Origin of the sequence: Sphingomonas sp. So64.6b, assembly GCF_014171475.1 — a bacterium.
In the GTDB taxonomy this organism is placed as follows: domain Bacteria; phylum Pseudomonadota; class Alphaproteobacteria; order Sphingomonadales; family Sphingomonadaceae; genus Sphingomonas; species Sphingomonas alpina_A.
Genome location: NZ_CP048817.1, coordinates 553,297 through 570,186, shown reverse-complemented (window position 1 = coordinate 570,186; position 16,890 = coordinate 553,297). Strand labels below are relative to the sequence as shown.

Annotated in this window: 15 protein-coding genes; 2 read left to right on the top strand and 13 right to left on the bottom strand. The window is 62.9% G+C overall.

All coding sequences use genetic code 11. The features are described 5' to 3' along the window. Positions 1 to 69: 69 nt before the first annotated feature. The 6 genes from odhB to G4G27_RS02630 form a co-directional block, all read right to left on the bottom strand. A complete protein-coding gene (gene odhB / locus G4G27_RS02655) occupies positions 70 to 1,302 on the bottom strand; it encodes a 2-oxoglutarate dehydrogenase complex dihydrolipoyllysine-residue succinyltransferase (RefSeq protein ID WP_183111851.1) in 1,233 nt (410 codons plus the stop codon). A 30-nt stretch (positions 1,303 to 1,332) separates the two neighbouring features. Beyond that, the gene (locus G4G27_RS02650; RefSeq protein WP_183111849.1) at positions 1,333 to 4,266 is read right to left on the bottom strand and encodes a 2-oxoglutarate dehydrogenase E1 component; all 2,934 of its coding nucleotides are present in this window, start codon (positions 4,264 to 4,266) and stop codon (positions 1,333 to 1,335) included. Positions 4,267 to 4,333: 67 nt separating this feature from the next. Further along, complete coding sequence (gene sucD, locus G4G27_RS02645; protein ID WP_183111847.1) at positions 4,334 to 5,218, bottom strand: succinate--CoA ligase subunit alpha; 885 nt, start codon at positions 5,216 to 5,218, stop codon at positions 4,334 to 4,336. A 127-nt stretch (positions 5,219 to 5,345) separates the two neighbouring features. Beyond that, positions 5,346 to 6,308 carry a malate dehydrogenase gene (gene mdh, locus G4G27_RS02640; protein WP_183111845.1) on the bottom strand — a complete coding sequence of 321 codons (963 nt, stop codon included), beginning with the start codon at positions 6,306 to 6,308 and terminating at the stop codon, positions 5,346 to 5,348. Between the two features lie 165 nt (positions 6,309 to 6,473). Beyond that, a complete protein-coding gene (locus G4G27_RS02635) occupies positions 6,474 to 6,764 on the bottom strand; it encodes a hypothetical protein (protein WP_183111843.1) in 291 nt (96 codons plus the stop codon). Continuing rightward, complete coding sequence (locus tag G4G27_RS02630; protein ID WP_183111841.1) at positions 6,761 to 7,087, bottom strand: YbjQ family protein; 327 nt, start codon at positions 7,085 to 7,087, stop codon at positions 6,761 to 6,763. Before G4G27_RS02630 ends, G4G27_RS02635 begins: the two co-directional genes overlap by 4 nt. An 86-nt stretch (positions 7,088 to 7,173) precedes the next feature. Between G4G27_RS02630 and G4G27_RS02625 the strand changes: the two genes are divergently transcribed. Continuing rightward, positions 7,174 to 8,310, top strand: a complete 1,137-nt coding sequence (locus tag G4G27_RS02625; RefSeq protein ID WP_183111839.1) for an acyltransferase — start codon at positions 7,174 to 7,176, stop codon at positions 8,308 to 8,310. A 5-nt stretch (positions 8,311 to 8,315) separates the two neighbouring features. Continuing rightward, complete coding sequence (locus G4G27_RS02620; RefSeq protein WP_244624751.1) at positions 8,316 to 9,473, top strand: acyltransferase; 1,158 nt, start codon at positions 8,316 to 8,318, stop codon at positions 9,471 to 9,473. Here G4G27_RS02620 and zapE read toward each other — a convergent pair. From zapE to G4G27_RS02585, 7 genes are all read right to left on the bottom strand, one after another. Then, positions 9,412 to 10,524, bottom strand: a complete 1,113-nt coding sequence (gene zapE, locus G4G27_RS02615; protein ID WP_183111835.1) for a cell division protein ZapE — start codon at positions 10,522 to 10,524, stop codon at positions 9,412 to 9,414. The genes G4G27_RS02620 and zapE overlap by 62 nt on opposite strands. After that, the gene (locus tag G4G27_RS02610; RefSeq protein ID WP_244624520.1) at positions 10,521 to 10,991 is read right to left on the bottom strand and encodes a PaaI family thioesterase; all 471 of its coding nucleotides are present in this window, start codon (positions 10,989 to 10,991) and stop codon (positions 10,521 to 10,523) included. The genes zapE and G4G27_RS02610 overlap by 4 nt, the downstream gene beginning before the upstream one ends. Before the next feature lie 5 nt (positions 10,992 to 10,996). Continuing rightward, positions 10,997 to 11,782 carry a succinate dehydrogenase iron-sulfur subunit gene (locus G4G27_RS02605; protein WP_183111833.1) on the bottom strand — a complete coding sequence of 262 codons (786 nt, stop codon included), beginning with the start codon at positions 11,780 to 11,782 and terminating at the stop codon, positions 10,997 to 10,999. A 125-nt stretch (positions 11,783 to 11,907) separates the two neighbouring features. Further along, the gene (creD, locus tag G4G27_RS02600) at positions 11,908 to 13,305 is read right to left on the bottom strand and encodes a cell envelope integrity protein CreD (protein WP_183111832.1); all 1,398 of its coding nucleotides are present in this window, start codon (positions 13,303 to 13,305) and stop codon (positions 11,908 to 11,910) included. 105 nt (positions 13,306 to 13,410) lie between these two features. Next, positions 13,411 to 15,237: a DUF885 domain-containing protein gene (locus G4G27_RS02595; RefSeq protein ID WP_183111831.1), complete on the bottom strand. Its 1,827-nt coding sequence runs from the start codon at positions 15,235 to 15,237 to the stop codon at positions 13,411 to 13,413. Between the two features lie 61 nt (positions 15,238 to 15,298). Next, positions 15,299 to 15,862, bottom strand: coding sequence for an ATP-dependent Clp protease proteolytic subunit (locus tag G4G27_RS02590; protein ID WP_183111830.1), 564 nt, complete (start codon positions 15,860 to 15,862; stop codon positions 15,299 to 15,301). A gap of 42 nt (positions 15,863 to 15,904) precedes the next feature. Beyond that, a complete protein-coding gene (locus G4G27_RS02585; RefSeq protein WP_244624519.1) occupies positions 15,905 to 16,780 on the bottom strand; it encodes a glycoside hydrolase in 876 nt (291 codons plus the stop codon). Positions 16,781 to 16,890 lie beyond the last annotated feature (110 nt).

The following is a 16,890-nucleotide window of genomic DNA, read 5'->3' as shown; positions in this document are numbered from 1 at the left end:
CCGTCCGAGAAAGAAGAACAGTGCTTCGACAAGCTCAGCACGAACGGAATATGGGGATTGTTCTCGCGATTACAGGTCGATGAGTATGCGCGTCGGATCTTCGATCGCGTTCTTCAGCGCGACGAGGAAAGTCACCGCCTCGCGGCCGTCGATCAGGCGGTGATCATAGCTCAGCGCGAGATACATCATCGGGCGGACGACGATCTGGCCGTCGACCACCACCGCACGGTCCTCGATGCGGTGAAGGCCGAGCACGGCGCTTTGCGGTGGGTTGATGATCGGGGTCGACATCAGCGAACCGAAAACGCCGCCATTGGAGATGGTGAAGGTGCCGCCCTTCATCTCGTCCATCTTGAGCGTGCCGTCCTTGGCGCGCTTGCCGAAATCGCCGATCGTCTTTTCCACAGCGGCGACGCTCAACTGATCGGCATCGCGGATCACCGGCACGACCAGGCCACCCGGCGACGACACCGCGACCGAGATGTCGGCATAGTCGTGATAGACGATATCCTCGCCGTCGATCGACGCGTTGACCGATGGAATGTCCTTCAGCGCCATGCACGCCGCCTTCACGAAGAAGCCCATAAAGCCGAGCCGCACGCCATGCTTCTTTTCGAACAGGTCCTTGTACTTGGTCCGCGCTTCAATGACGGCGGTCATGTCGACGTCGTTGAACGTCGTGAGCATCGCCGCGGTGTTCTGTGCTTCCTTGAGCCGCTTGGCGATCGTCTGGCGCAGGCGCGTCATGCGCACGCGCTCTTCCTTGCGGCCAGTCGATTGCGCGACCGAGGGCGACGCAACCGGGGCGGCCCCCACTGCGACAGGCGCCGCGACGGGTGCCGCGGCCGGCGTCACGGCGGCAGCAATCACATCATCCTTGGTAATGCGGCCATCCTTGCCGGTACCCTTGACCGTCGCCGGATCGACACCGTGTTCGAGTACCGCGCGGCGCACCGACGGCGAGAGGGCCGCGGGGCCGTCATCCGATGCAAGGGCGGGTTCAGCCACCTTGGGCGACTCCGTCACGGCGGGCTGCGGCGCGGCCGCCTGAGCGGGTGCACCGGCACCAGCGTCTATCGTCGCGATCATCGCGCCGACCTGCACCGTGTCGCCGACCTGAACCGCATGCGCGCCCATCACCCCGGCGACCGGCGATGGTACCTCGACCGACACCTTGTCGGTTTCGAGGCTCGCGATCGGTTCATCGACCGCGACTGCATCGCCGGGCTGCTTGAGCCATTCGCCGAGCGTAGCTTCAGTGATCGATTCGCCCAGGACGGGCACTGTGACTTCGGTTGCCATCGTATCTTCCTCGTATCCGCGTGTGCGGACTTATGATTTGCGCGTGCGGCGGATTTCTTCGCGGACATTGTGACCGAGCGCGTCGGCGACAAGCGCGGCCTGTTCCATCTGGTGACGCTTCATCAGGCCCGTGGCGGGCGATGCTGCAGCGGCACGACCGGCATAGCGCGGCCGCGCGACCTTACCGGCGGCATCGCCAAGGCATGCCTCGATGAACGGCTCGACGAAGAACCAAGCGCCGTTATTCTTCGGTTCCTCCTGCGCCCACACCACGTCTTCGAGATTGGCCATTGCCTTGAGGCGCTTGACCAGAGGCTCGCCGGGGAAGGGATAGAGCTGTTCGACGCGCACGATCGCGGTGTCCGTGTCGCCCGCCGCGTCGCGTGCCTCGATCAGGTCATAGGCGACCTTGCCGGTGCACAACACGAGGCGCTTCACATCGGCGTCGGCCGGCGCCGAAGGATCGGACAACAGCCGCATGAAGTGGCTGTCGCCCTGGAAGTCCGCCGCCTTGGACACCGCCATCTTGTGGCGCAGCAGAGATTTGGGCGTGAAGATGATCAACGGCTTGCGGAACGAGCGGTGCATCTGCCGGCGCAGCAGGTGGAAATAATTCGCCGGCGTGGTGCAGTTCGCGACCTGCATATTATCCTGTGCACACAGCTGCAGGAAACGCTCGGGCCGCGCAGAGCTATGCTCCGGCCCCTGCCCTTCGTAACCGTGCGGCAGCAGCATCACCAGGCCATTGGCGCGCAGCCATTTGGCTTCGCCGGCGGCGATGAACTGATCGATCATGATCTGCGCGCCGTTCATGAAGTCGCCGAACTGCGCTTCCCACAGCACCAGCGTCTTGGGGTCGGCCAGCGCATAGCCATATTCGAAGCCGAGCACGCCATATTCGCTCAAGGGCGAATCGAGGATCTCGACCCGGCCATGCTCGATCTGGGCGAGCGGCAGATATTTATGCTCGTCCTTCTGATCGACCCAGACGGCATGACGCTGGCTGAACGTGCCGCGGCCCGAATCCTGGCCCGACAGGCGGACGCCATAGCCTTCTGACAGCAGCGAGCCGTAGGCCAGCGCCTCGCCCGTCGCCCAGTCGAAATTGGCGCCCGATTTGAACATCTCTCGCTTCGCGTCGATCACGCGGCCAAGCGTCTTGTGGATCGTCAAATCTTCGGGGACCGTGGTCAGCGTGCGGCCAAGCGAGTCGAACCGCTTGGGCTCGATCCCGGTTTCGAGATTGCGCCGCGCGCTCTCCGCATCGGCCGGTGCGTGCAGCCCGGACCAGCGCCCTGCGAACCAGTCGGCCTTGTTCGGCTTGTAGCTTGCGCCCGCCTCGAACTCGCCTTCGAGCAAAGTCGTGAACTGCTTGATATTGTCATCGATCCAGGCGCGATCGATCACTTTCTGCTCGATCAGCTTGGCGCCGTAGATCTCGCTCACCGGCGGATGCTGGCGGATCTGGTCGTACATCAGCGGCTGGGTGAAGCTCGGCTCGTCACCTTCATTATGACCGAAGCGGCGATAGCACCACATGTCGATGACGATGTCGCGGCGGAACTTCTGGCGGAACTCGATCGCCATCTTGCAGGCGAAGGTCACTGCCTCGGGATCGTCGCCATTGACGTGGAAGATCGGCGCCTGGACGCCCTTCGCCACATCCGACGGATAGGGCGAGGAGCGCGCGAATTGCGGGCTGGTCGTGAAGCCGATCTGGTTGTTGATGACGAAGTGGATGCAGCCGCCAGTATTGTAACCGCGGATGCCGGAAAAGCCGAGGCATTCCCATACGATCCCCTGCCCCGCGAACGCCGCATCGCCATGGATCAGCACGGGCAGCGAGCCGGTATGATCCTTCAGGTCATCGGCGATGGTCTGGATCGCGCGCGTCTTGCCGAGCACGACCGGGTCTGCCGCTTCGAGATGCGATGGATTGGCGACCAGCGACATATGCACGCTGATCCCGTCGAACTCGCGATCAGTCGAAGTGCCGAGATGATATTTGACGTCGCCCGATCCGGCCACGTCATCGGGATTGTCCGAACCGCCGCCGAATTCATGGAAGATCACGCGAAACGGCTTGGCCATCACATTCGACAACACGTTCAGCCGGCCGCGATGCGCCATGCCGTAGACGATCTCGCGGACGCCGAGCTGCCCGCCATATTTGATGATCGATTCGAGCGCCGGGATCATGCTCTCGCCGCCGTCGAGGCCGAAACGCTTGGTGCCGACATATTTGCGGCCGAGGAATTTCTCCCACTGCTCGGCCTCGATCACCTTGTTGAGGATCGCCTTTTTGCCGAGCGGCGAAAACTCGATCGCCTTGTCCTTGCCTTCCATGCGGTCCTGCAGGAAGCGACGCTCATCCACATCGGCGATGTGCATATATTCGAGGCCGACATTGCCGCAGTAATTGGCGCGCAAGGTGCTGACGAGTTCACGAACCGTCGCCCATTCCAGACCGAGAGTGCCGCCCATATAAACCGGCTTGTCGAGATCGGCGCCGGAAAAGCCGTGATATTCAGGCGTCAGATCCGCCGGCAACTCGCGCTTGGACAGGCCGAGCGGATCGAGATTGGCGGCAAGGTGGCCGCGCACGCGATAGGTGCGCACCAGCATCATCGCGCGGATCGCGTCGGCGGCGGCGCGGGTGACATCGACCTGTGGGGTCGCGTCCGAGACAGCGACCGGCTTGGGCGCGGCACCCTTGGCGGGCTTGGGCGCCGGCTCCATCTGAGTCGGATCGAGCGCGGCGGTCAGGTCGTCGGTCGTGCTCAGCGGCCAGTTGGGCTGTTCCCAGCTTGGCCCCTGTGCCGACCCTTCAAGTCCTTCAAACCAGGCGCGCCACGACGGCTCGACGCTGTCGGGTGACGTCTTGTAGCGCGCGTACAGCGTTTCGATGAACGCGGGGCTCACGCCGCCCGCGATCTCGCTGAAATCCTGGCCGTCATAGCCCATTGGCTGTTCCTCGGCGCATTCCCGGGGAGGTGAGAATGCTCATTGGCCCGCCGCCTGGCGGGGTAAGTTAACCGTTCAGTACCGCAAGCAAGGTCGTGCCCAGTTCCGAGGGGCTGTCCGCCACCCGGATGCCGGCGGCTTCCATTGCCGCAATCTTGTCTTCCGCGCCGCCCTGACCGCCCGAGACGATCGCACCGGCATGACCCATGCGGCGGCCCGGAGGTGCCGTACGGCCAGCGATGAAACCCGCCATCGGTTTCTTGCGGCCGCGCTTCGCTTCGTCGCGCAGGAATTGGGCCGCTTCCTCTTCGGCCGCGCCGCCGATTTCGCCGATCATGATGATCGACTTGGTCGCCTCGTCGGCAAGGAACAGCTCAAGCACATCGATGAAGTTCGTGCCGTTGACCGGATCACCGCCGATACCGACCGCAGTCGTCTGGCCAAGGCCTGCATTCGTCGTCTGGAACACGGCTTCATAGGTAAGCGTGCCGGAGCGGCTTACAACGCCGACCGAGCCCTGTTTGAAGATGCTGCCGGGCATGATGCCGATCTTGCATTCGTTCGGGGTCAGCACGCCGGGGCAGTTCGGGCCGATCAGCCGCGATTTCGAACCCGATAGCGCGCGCTTGACCTTGACCATGTCGAGCACCGGAACGCCTTCGGTGATGCACACGATCAGCGGCACCTCGGCATCGATTGCCTCGAGGATTGAGTCTGCGGCGAAGGGCGGCGGGACATAGATGACGCTGGCGGTCGCGCCGGTCGCGTGAACCGCCTCGTGCACGGTGTTGAAATTGGGCAAGCCGAGATGCGTCGTGCCGCCCTTGCCCGGCGTGACGCCGCCGACCATCTGCGTGCCATAAGCCAGCGCCGCTTCGGTGTGGAAGCTGCCGGTCTTGCCGGTCATCCCCTGAGTGATGACCTTGGTGTTCTTGTCGACGAGGATTGCCATATTCTTGTCGTTCCCGCTTCCCGGTGCATCCGCCAAGGCGGAAGCCCAGACCTAAAACAAAGACTCGAACAGATCGTCCCAGCCCGGATTCGTCATTCGATCACTCGCCACAGAGGCGGGATACAATTTAGTTCAGCGAACCGTCGATCGCCTTGCACGCCACCAGCAGCTCCTTGACCGCCTCGACCGACACGGCAAGGTTCGCCTTGGCTTCGTCGTCGAGCGCGATCTCGATGATCTTCTCGACGCCGCCCGCACCGATCATCACCGGCACGCCGACATACAGCCCATCGACGCCGTACTGGCCATCGACATGCACCGCCGCCGGCAGGACGCGCTTCTGGTCGTTGAGATAGGCTTCGGCCATTGCGATGCCGCTGGTCGCGGGGGCGTAATAGGCCGAGCCGGTCTTGAGCAACGCGACGATCTCGCCGCCGCCCGAGCGGGTGCGCTGGACGATCGCATCGATCTTTTCCTGGGTCGAGAGGCCCATCTTGATCAGGTCGGGAACCGGGATGCCCGAGACGGTCGAATAGGAAATGACCGGGACCATCGTGTCGCCGTGCCCGCCGAGCACGAACGAGGTGACGTCCTTGACCGAGACCTTGAATTCATCGGCAAGGAAGTGGCTGAAACGCGAGCTGTCGAGCACGCCGGCCATGCCGACAACCATGTGATGCGGCAGGCCGGAGAATTCGCGCAGCGCCCACACCATCGCGTCGAGCGGGTTGGTGATGCAGATGACGAATGCGTTCGGCGCGTTGGCCGCGATACCCTCGCCGACGGCTTTCATCACCTTCAGGTTGATGCCGAGCAGATCGTCACGGCTCATGCCGGGCTTGCGCGCGACACCGGCGGTGACGATGATCACGTCCGCACCAGCGATGTCGGCATAATCGTTCGATCCGGTGATCGTGGCATCGAAGCCTTCGACCGGGCCGCATTGCGACAGGTCGAGTGCCTTGCCCTGAGGCACACCCTCGACCACGTCGAACAGGACGATATCGCCAAGCCCCTTAAGGGCCGCGAGATGGGCGAGCGTGCCGCCGATGTTGCCGGCGCCGATCAGCGCGATCTTCTTGCGGGCCATGATGTTCCTTTACCGGAAAAGAGCGCCGCAGAAGCGGCGGGTTCAGTGTGCCGCGAAAGCGGCTGGCGCGACGCGACTTAGGCGCGTTTTGACGTCGGGGCAACCGGTAAAGGCTTATCATTTGCGTTACTTGATGCAACTAGTTCGCAATTGCAATAATGGGCTTTATGTCTGTTCGATATCGACATAGCGACGCTCACCCGTCGCATCATTATACCAGACCGCAACCGGCCGGCCGCTATCGTCATCGATGAACCGTTCGCTTGTCTCCCGCCAGCCTCGATCAGCCGGTCGCGCCTGTATCGCGCCATAGCGCGAGCGCTCGAACAGGATGCCGGCAAGCGTCAACCCGAGGATCAGCGCCATCGGCCAGACGGCCGGATCGATGGAAGCCGCGACAAGGGCCGTTGTGAATGCCAGTGCCGCGATCACCAGCACGATTGTCCGCAACATCATTCGGGTGCCGGGTCGAGAATGACCGCAGTGCCGTAAGCGACCACCTCGTTCATCGCCTGGGCGATCTCGCCGGAATCGAAGCGCATCATCACCACTGCATTTGCGCCCATCAATGCTGCGTTCTGCACCAGCCGGTCGATCGCGTGGCGGCGCGTATCTTCGACCAGCTTGGTATATTCGGGAATCTCGCCACCGACGATCGAGCGCAGGCTGGCGGTGATATTGCCGCCGATACCGCGGCTGCGCACGACGACGCCAAAGACCTGACCCAGGACCGCTTTCACATTATGACCGGGCACGTTTTCGGTGGTGGTGACGAGCATCGAGTCCCTCCTTCATGGCCTGAGCATAGAAGATTTCGCGCGCGGAATACACGCGATCTTAAACCGATTGCCGGCATGCCGACGCCATGGCCGGACCAAAACCCCGCACGATTATCGCGCTCGATCTGCTGCGCTTCGCCAGCGCGCTGATGGTCGTCGCTTTCCATTTCGGCAGCGCCTTCGCGCTCGCGCCGAGTCCGACCAGTGCGGAAATGCTCGCTGGCCTGCCACTGTCGACCGCCGGAGTCGGCGCGACATGGTTTGGCTGGGTCGGGGTGGAATTGTTCTTTGTCATCTCGGGATTCGTGATCGCGATGTCGGCGCAAGGGGCAAGCACCGGCGAGTTTCTGCGCCGTCGCGCCTTGCGCTTGCTGCCCGCCGCGTGGATCTGCGCGACCGTGACGCTCGCGGTGCTGTGGTTTGCCGCACCCTCCCCCTTCCTGCTCCGGCAATGGTTGAGGGCGGTGAGTTTCTGGCCGGTCGGCAATAGTATCGACCCATCCTACTGGACGCTTGGCATCGAACTGGCCTTTTATCTGGTGATCGCGGCCGGCCTTGGCCAGGCCGGCACGCTCCAGCGGATCGAGCGCCGCGCGGTGTGGATCGGCGCGCTCAGTGCAGGTTTTTGGCTCTTTGCGCGGCTCGCCGATTGGGGCGCACCGCAGATGATGGACTACCGGCCGTTCCAGCTCCTCATGCTACCGCATGGCTGTTTCTTCGCGCTCGGCGTGCTCGCCTGGGCTATGCTCCACGACCGTGTGACCCGCCACAGGATGGTCCTGTTCACGCTGCTCACGGCAACCGCTTTCGCCGAGATCACGGGAAGGGCGATCGAACGGGCACAGGCGCTCGGTATCGAGGTCGGACCGACGCTTCCGATCGCTGTCTTCGCGGCAGGACTGATCCTCGTGCTGGCTTCGCTCAGATTGCAGCCGACCCTTGAGACGATGATCGACGCCCGGCTTGCAACGACGCTGGGTTTGATGACCTATCCGCTCTATCTGATCCACCAGGAGGCGGGCGCGGCACTGGTAACCGCATTGATGCACGCCGGATTGCCCATGGCTCTGGCGTTCGCCGCGACGCTCGCCTTGGCAATAGGCTTTTCCTGGTGGGTCGCGCGCCGAGCCGAACCCATAGTCAAAAGCGCGCTCTCGCGGGCTCTCGATACGACCACAGCGGCCATTGCGGTGGCCGCGCCGCGGCGCCCGACACCGCTTTGACCGCCATGACCTGCAAACCCGCGCGCCAGATCGTCGCGATCGACCTGCTGCGCTTCATCTGCGCCGCGCTGGTGATGACGTTCCATTATCTGACCGTCTTCCCGCTTGCCCCCACCGCGACGATCCGGGCTTTCGATCGCACGCTGGCGCTCGCGGGAGACGATGCACGTTGGACGTGGTTCGGCTGGGTCGGGGTGCAGATATTCTTCGTCGTCTCGGGCTATGTGATCGCCCGGTCAGGCGAGGGTATGACGGCGCGGGGTTTCCTGCGCCGCCGTATCCTGCGCCTCGCGCCCGCAGCGTGGATCTGCGCGAGCCTCTCCGCCGCATGCCTGTTCGGCTTCAGCCTGCTTGCCGGACCGATGGTCGCGCTGCGCTGGGTCGAGGCGATCTTCTTCTTACCGACCCCGACGCCGATCGATAGCGCCTATTGGACGCTAACGGTGGAGCTCTGCTTCTACCTGCTGGTGGCGACGCGGCTTCGCGGCGACGCCGGGGACAGCGCACGGATCGAGCGGATCGGCGTCGTACTGGGATCGGCCAGCATCGCTTATTGGTTGATCGTCGCGCTGATCGGCGCATCGCCCGATCTTGCGATGGAAAATCTCATCTGGCGCATGACGTCGCTACCCTATGGCGTATTCTTCGCGCTCGGCATCATGCTTTGGGCGATCCGCGACCGGGGCGCGACGCCGGCGAGAATAGCCTGTGCGACAATATTGTTCGCGGGGAGTTGCGGGCAAATTGCCGCCAATGCGAGCAGCATGGCCGACCTGCGCGGCCTGTTTGCCTTTCCCATCGCGCCGATCATCGTCTTTGCCGCCGCCGTCACGCTTATCATTGGCGCCGCGCGGGTACAGGAACCACTCGTTCGGGTCATCGGCACCACGCGATTGGTGACGCTCGGCCTGATGACCTATCCACTTTATCTGCTGCACCAGTCCATCGGCGCAGTCCTGATCGTCCACGCCGTCCGCGCTGGCATGGCTCAGAGCGTCGCGATCATCCTGGCATGCGCGCTGGCGATCCTACTCGCCTGGGGCGTGACGCGGTGGCTGGAGCGGCCGCTACGCCACTGGCTGGCCGCCCGGTTGCCGGAACCTAGGCTGCGCCGTGCCCTGCCGCCAGATATTCCTCCGAGCGCATCTCTTCCAGCCGGCTGACGGTGCGGTCGAACTCAAAGCGTCCATCGCCCTTTTCGTAAAGTCGGTCGGGCTCGGCATCGGCCGCGGCAAGCAATTTGACCTTATGTTCGTACAGCGCATCGATCAGCGCGACGAAGCGCGCCGCCTCATTGCGGTTTTCGGGTCCCAGCTTGGGGATGCCAACCAGGATGACGGTGTGGAATTTTCGCGCCACCGCGAGATAATCGGCAGCGCCTCGTGCTTCGCCGCACAGTTTCTTGAACGCGAACACCGCGACACCCTTCAGGCTCTTGGGCACATGCAGCGTGCGACCGCCCTGTACCGCGATCTCCTCGGCTGGTACATGTGCGCGATCCTCCGGCGGATAGTCGGTGAGACGGAAGAATGCTGCGGAGAGCTGCGCGGTCGCTTCCGGGCCGTTGGGGACAAGCCAGGTTTCCTGCGATCCCAGCCGGTCGCGGCGATAATCGACCGGGCCGTTAAGCGCGAGCACGTCGAGCCTGGTCTGGATAAGGTCGATGAAAGGCAGGAAATGCTCGCGGTTGAGGCCGTCCTTATAGAGATCGGTCGGCACCCGGTTGGATGTCGTGACCACGGTCACGCCACGCGCGAGCAATTCAGTGAACAGCCGCGACAGGATCATCGCGTCGGGGCTGTTGTTGACGATCATCTCGTCGAACGCGAGGCAACGCGTCTCCTCCGCGATCGCCACGGCAACGGGAAGGACCGGGTCCCCCTTTTCCTTAGCTCGCTCGACACCAAGACGCTGATGCACTTCGAGCATGAATTCCTGGAAATGGACGCGGCGTTTGCGGCGAATGTCGAGTGTGTGGAAAAACAGGTCCATCAGCATCGATTTGCCGCGCCCGACACCGCCCCAGAGATAGATGCCGCGTGGTGCCTCGGGCTTTTTGCCGAGCGCGCGCCACAAGGTGCTGCCGCGTTTCGGCGTCGCCTCGAGTTCGGTGGCAAGCATATCGAGCCGGCGCGCGGCCTCGGCCTGTTCAGGATCGGCCTGCAATTCACCGGCCGCCACCAGCGCCTGATATGCGGCGAGGACTTTGCTCATAACAGGCTGGCGGGCGGCGTCGATTTACGCAGCGTGCCGGTGAAGCTCGCGATGGTCGGCTCGCCTTCCTGCACGATCAGGCCGCGCAGGAACAACATCCGGCCGGTTTCGCGCAACAGCTCGATATGCGCCTCGAGCGGCACACCGATACGTCCGCCGCCGATGAACTGTGCCGACAGATCGAGCGTCACCGCGCCGCCCGCGCTTAGCACGCCGAAGCCGCGGCTCGCGGCGAACAGCGCGACGTCCATGAAACCGAGCAGCGCGCCGCCATGGACATTGTCGCGCATATTCGAATGCCGGTGCTCGGGCATCATGCGCACCCGCGCGATGCCGCCCTCCATCTTGACCAAGAGCGGCTCAATAAAATTGTTGAACCTGGTCGGATCGCGGAACCGCCAGCTCTTCCAGCCGGGTTCGTTCGGGTCGTCTTCGTAACTGAACGGCGGACTGACGATATCGGTCACGGAACCTATAATACCCGCTCGACTTCCATCTTCTTGATCTCGGCGATCGCCTTGGCCGGGTTCAGTCCCTTGGGGCAGACGTTCGCGCAGTTCATGATCGTGTGGCAGCGATAGAGGCGGAACGGATCTTCCAGTTCGTCGAGCCGCTCGCCGGTCATCTCGTCACGGCTGTCGGCGAGCCAGCGATAGGCCTGCAACAGGATCGCCGGACCGAGGAACTTGTCGGAATTCCACCAATAGCTCGGGCATGAGGTCGAGCAGCAGGCGCACAGGATGCACTCGTACAGCCCATCGAGCTTTTCGCGATCTTTCGGCGACTGCAGCCGCTCCTTGCCCGAGGGCGGCGGCGTGACGGTCTGCAGCCAAGGCTTGATCGACGCATATTGCGCATAGAAATGAGTGAAGTCCGGGACCAGGTCCTTGATCACTTCCATGTGCGGCAGCGGCGTGATCGTCACATCGCCCTTCACATCATCGATCGCAGTGGTGCAGGCGAGGCCGTTCTTGCCGTCGATGTTCATCGAGCAGGAACCGCAAATACCCTCGCGGCACGAGCGACGGAAAGTCAGCGAGCTGTCCTGCTCCGACTTCATCTTGATCAGCGCGTCGAGCACCATTGGACCGCAACTATCGAGGTCGACCTGGAATGTATCGTAGCGCGGGTTTTCGCCGCTATCGGGATCGTAGCGATAGACTTTGAAATTCTTGACCGTTTTGGCGTCCGCGGGCGCCTTATGGACCGTGCCGTTCTTCTTGATCTTGCTGTTCTTGGGCAGGGCAAATTCGGCCATCGCTTCAACGTCCCATCGCTTGTCGCGGGCGCCGTACCGCTCTTGCCGGCACCCCGTGTCGGCATGCCGATACATGAGGTGGGGCGGGGCCGCAAACCCTAGGTCACGGCCCCGTCACACTTTCTTTAGGGAGCTTGGTCGATCAGGCGCCGCGCACTGCTCCAATCCAGTCCGCGCGTAAGATACATCACCGCCGCCAGCGCAGCGAAGAGCAGCAACGAACCGATCAGCAACGAATAAGCCTCCAGGCTGAGCAGGATGTACAGCACGCCGTATAGCGCGGTGAGCAGCCCGGCGATCATGGCGCCGCGCCGCCAGCTGCCGAGCACCGCCGAGGAATAGGCGGTGAGCAGGCTGATGATCGCACTCGCCGCCAGGATATAGGCAAGCGAGAAGCCGATCACTTCGGCAAAGGCGAGCAGCATGATGAAGAACAGCACCAGCCCCGCGCCAACCAGCAGATATTCGACCGCGGTGACGCGCACGCCGCCGATCACATCGAACATCAGGAAAGCGATAAAGGTGAAGCCTATGAATAAGAAGCCATATTTCACGCTACGATTGACCTGACTGTAGAGATCCACCGGTGTGACCAGGTCGACTCGCGCTTCATAATCCCCGGCCGCCTGAAGCTGTGCAGCCGTTCTACGCTCGTACGGCTTTTCCACGGCTTTTGCCCTCAGGTCCCCGGCGACGAGCGCGCTGCCGAGCGCGAGATTGCCGACACGCCAGGTGGCGGAAAATCCGCTATCATCGACTTTGTGCGTGGTTGGCAGGAAGCCACCGGTAAAGCTTGGATGCGGCCATTTCGAACTGACCGTCCAGCGCGTGTCGCCGGCCTGCGGCTGCAGTGCGAGCCAGCCATTGCCGCGAAAGGCATAATCGAAACTGACTGCGATCGGCCGTTCGCGCAAAGCGGCCGCGTCGAGCCAGGTAAAGAAACCCGATCCTTCGGTTTCAGCGGGTCCGTTGCCAGGCTGAAGCGGCAGGCGGCGCCCCTCGATTGTGACCGAGGGCGGCGGTCCGAACAGTCCGCGCGCGTCGCGCAGACCGAAACGCAACTCCGCCCGATCCAGCGCGAGCTGTTCGATCGTGACACCGAAGCGCTTCAGATCGGCGGGCAGCGCGAACTTCGCGGTACCCGTGTTGTGCGCCTCATAGACCACCGCGTCGTAGATCGAACGATGCCGCCGCTCGGGTTTGAGATCCGACTTGATGTCCGCGACACTCGGCGAAACGGTCAGTTCGCGCCACACCGTGTTGGTACGGACGACCTGCTTGCCGGCTTCGTTGACGGTCTCGCTGACCTGCTCGCTATAGGGAATGATCAGCACCGGCCCAGCGATGGTCTGCGGCCCGCCCCATCCCTCGGCGATCGACGACCGCGCGGTCTCCGATTGCGACTGCCGATCATAGACCAGCAGATAGATCGCAAAGAGCGGGACCGCCAGCAGCGCCCCAATCAGGATCGCGAACAGCAGCTTGCGTCCCGGCGGACGTTCGGCGGCGACATAATCCGACATGATCAACTCCCTCTGTTAGAGGGTCCGCGATAGGATGCGTCTTGGTCGCTGACCAAAGTTGATCGGGTGAAAGCTTCGTGCAGAAACGGTGCAGGCGGCCCCGCGTTACGGCGCCTTTGCCCCACCGGATGCCGCGATCCAGGCGTCGATCTTCTTTTCCAGCACCGGCATCGGCAGCGCGCCGGTGTCGAGTATTTGCGCATGGAACGCACGCGGATCGAACTTGCCGCCAAGCGCAGCCTTGGCCTTCGCCTTCGTGCGGCTGATCGTCAGCTGGCCGATCTTGTAGGCCAGCGCCTGCCCCGGAATGGCGATATAGCGTTCGACCTCGGCGGTCGCATCGGTCCGCGCCATCGGCGAGTTGGCGAGCATATAGTCGATCGCCTGTTCGCGGGTCCAACCCTTGGCATGAATGCCGGTATCGACGACCAGCCGCATCGCGCGGAGCATCTCGTCGTTCAACCCGCCCATGCGCTGATACGGGTCGGTCTCCATGCCCAGTTCGGACCACAGCGTCTCCGCATACAGGCCCCAGCCTTCGGCATAAGCGGTATTGCCGCCAAAGCGCATAAAGGCGGGCAGCGCGGCATTCTCCTGCGCCAGGCTGATCTGGAAATGATGCCCCGGCTCCGCCTCATGCAGATAGAGCGTCTCCATCTCCCACATGTAGCGCGAGGGAAGGTCGTACGTGTTGTAATAGAAGACGCCGGGCCGCGTCCCATCCGGCGTGCCGCCCTGATAGGAGCCGCCCGCCTCGGTCTTTTCCTTATATGCCGGAACCGGACGGATCTCGAGCGGAGTCTTGGGCAGAAGCGAGAATTGCTCGCCGATCCGTGCCTCGATGCGCTTGCCGATCGCACGATAACCATCGCGCAATTGCTCGGCCGATTTGGGCGCGAATTGCGGGTCGGTGCGCAGGAAGGTGAAGAATTCGGGCAGACTGCCCTTGAAGCCGACCGCCGCTTTCTGCACCTCCATTGCCTTCAGGATGCGCGCAACTTCGGACAAGCCGAGCTGGTGTACGTCCTCGGCCTTGAGCGGCAGGGTCGTGTTCGATTCGATCAGATAGGCATAGAGCTTGTCGCCACCGGGCATGCCGGACAGGCCGACGCTGTCGCGTGCCGCGGCGAGATAGGTATTGGCGAGAAAATCGCGCATCCGCTTGTGCGCCGGCAACAGCACGTCGCGGATCTGCGCCGTATAGGCGGCGCGCAGCCGCGTCTGATCCGCCGCGGGAATGCCCGCCGGGAAGGTCTTGACCGGGCCATAGAATGCCGACGTATCGACGCCCTGTGCGAGGATATTGTCAAACTGTTCGATCATGTTGCGCACGGTCAGCTTGGGCTGCACCACGCCGGTCTTCATGCCCTGGCGAAAACGCACGATCGCCGCATCGAGCAACGCGGCATATTCGACGCCGCGCTTCAGGTTGTTGTCGTAATCCGTCACCGTCTTGAACGGCGCACCGCCCTGCCCCGACACGAAATCGGGATAGAATGTCTGGAAGCCGCTGAAATGGTCGATCGGCCGGACGATGGTCAGTGCAACGATCTCCGGGCTCAGGCCGCGCAGGCCGATCTGGGTCGAATTGCGGAACACATCATAAGCGATCTGATCGACATGAGTCAGCTTGCCGCGATCGATCTTGTCGAGCGCACGGAGATCGGCTTCGGCCGCATTGCGTTCGCCGGCGAGATAAGCGTCGGACAGATAGTCGCCGAAGCGATCCGCATAGCGCAGGTCGCCACGAAAGATGCCCGAGATCGGGTTGCGCTTCAGCGATGCTTCGTCGCTGTCATAGAAAAGCTGCTTGAGCTTCGCGTCCTCCGCGCTGTCGCCGGCGATCGGCGTGGGTGGCGGCAGCGCCTGCGAAAAGGCCGGTGTGGCGGCGGTGGCGCAAAGCAGGACGGCGGTCAGCAGTTTGAAACGCAAGGCTGTTTCCTCGGATCGATTGATGCACTGTCTTATGGCGCTAAATCGCCTGCGACAAGCGTCAGATCACATCGAGCACCAGTCCCAGCTCACGTGCCTCTTCCGCTTCGATATACCAGTTCGACGGCGCCTTTTCGCGCAGATCCTCGAACTCGACACGGCTGTTCTTGACGATATCGCGAAAGCCTTCTTCCTCGATCAGGATCGAATGTTCGACTTCATGCAGCGCCGCCTTGATCGATGCGACGACCATGCGCAGCGGCCCGTTGAGGTTGATCGTCTTCGAGATCGTGCGTTCATGGATCATCAGCCGGGTGTGGCGCGTCAGGAAGCGGCGATCGACCGGAAACGCGGCCATGAAGGTCGCGCCCGCCGAATAGACCGCAACCTTGCCGAGGAACAGGATTTCGCGCCCGTCATGATCCTCGAGCAGGCGGATATCGTCGGCCATGGTGCGGGCGACCTCCGGGTCGCCGCCGAGCGTCGTCAGGGCGATGACCAGCGCGCCGTCTTCCGGACAGGCCTCGAGTTGCTGACGGAAGCTTTGGTACATGAACTGATCGACCGGACCGGACAGGCGGATGTGCGGCTTGGCCAGCAGCGGATATTTGGTGTCGTTACGCATGTGGGCCGAACAAGCCGGAGCAATAAGTGTTCCCGCCCGCGCTCAGCATACCTCTGCGGTATAAGCTGGCAGCGGTCCTGGCGGAACCCGGGCGGCCGAAAGATAGAAGCTGTCCGCGCTCAGATGATGGTTCGTACCATAGGCCGCCGCCAGCACAGCGTGCAGCGCGGGATCGTAGGCGGCAAGGTCTTCATCCGACAGCACGACCCGTCCGCCGAACGTCGCTACCTTGTTCGAATTGAACCAGAATTGTGTGCCCTCCGCCCAATATTCGTCGATATTGACTGCGGTATATTCGCCCTTCCACAAACCCTGCTTCAACGCCGCGGCGTAAGCCTGCTCGACCCGCGCATAGAGTGCCGGATCGGCGGTGTGGATCGCATCGAGGATGTTGTGCGAAAATTCATGGACGAAGATGTTCTCGCCATAATAACGCGAGCTCTTCCAACCGAGCAGGTTCTCGACCGTGCCGGTGGTCAGGACTCCGGCCATGCCGCGCGCCCGACTGTTCCAGTAATCGCGGTCGGTCATGCTGCCGATGCGGTCGTCATAATGCTTGGCTTCACAAAAAGTCAGTCGCGGGTCGCCGCGTACCGGTTTTTTCCAGTCGCGCTGTTCGGGAATATCGACCGTGCCCTCATCGGCGGCCATAATCGCCACGCGCTGGCCCCGCGCGATCAGCGCGCGGTTCAGGTCCGGCCGTGCAGCGAGCATCGCCAGGACGATATCGCGGGCCTTGCGCAACGCCTCGTCGGACACCTTGGCCGACGACAGGATCGGAATGCCGTCCGCGTCGAGATAGCGTTTGTAGAATGGATCGAGGCGCAGTGCCGCAGGGGGCTTGCCGATCGGCGGAGGTGCGGCCCCGGATACCGTGGTCAGCAAAAGCAAGGCAGCGATCATGTCAGGCCGGAACATCGGGCCGCCCTTCCGCCATCATCATGACCTGACGGCGCGCGGATCGGGCCGCCACCACGTGACAAAGAAGAGCGCGAGCAACCGTTTCACTTCTGAGGTACAGAGTAACA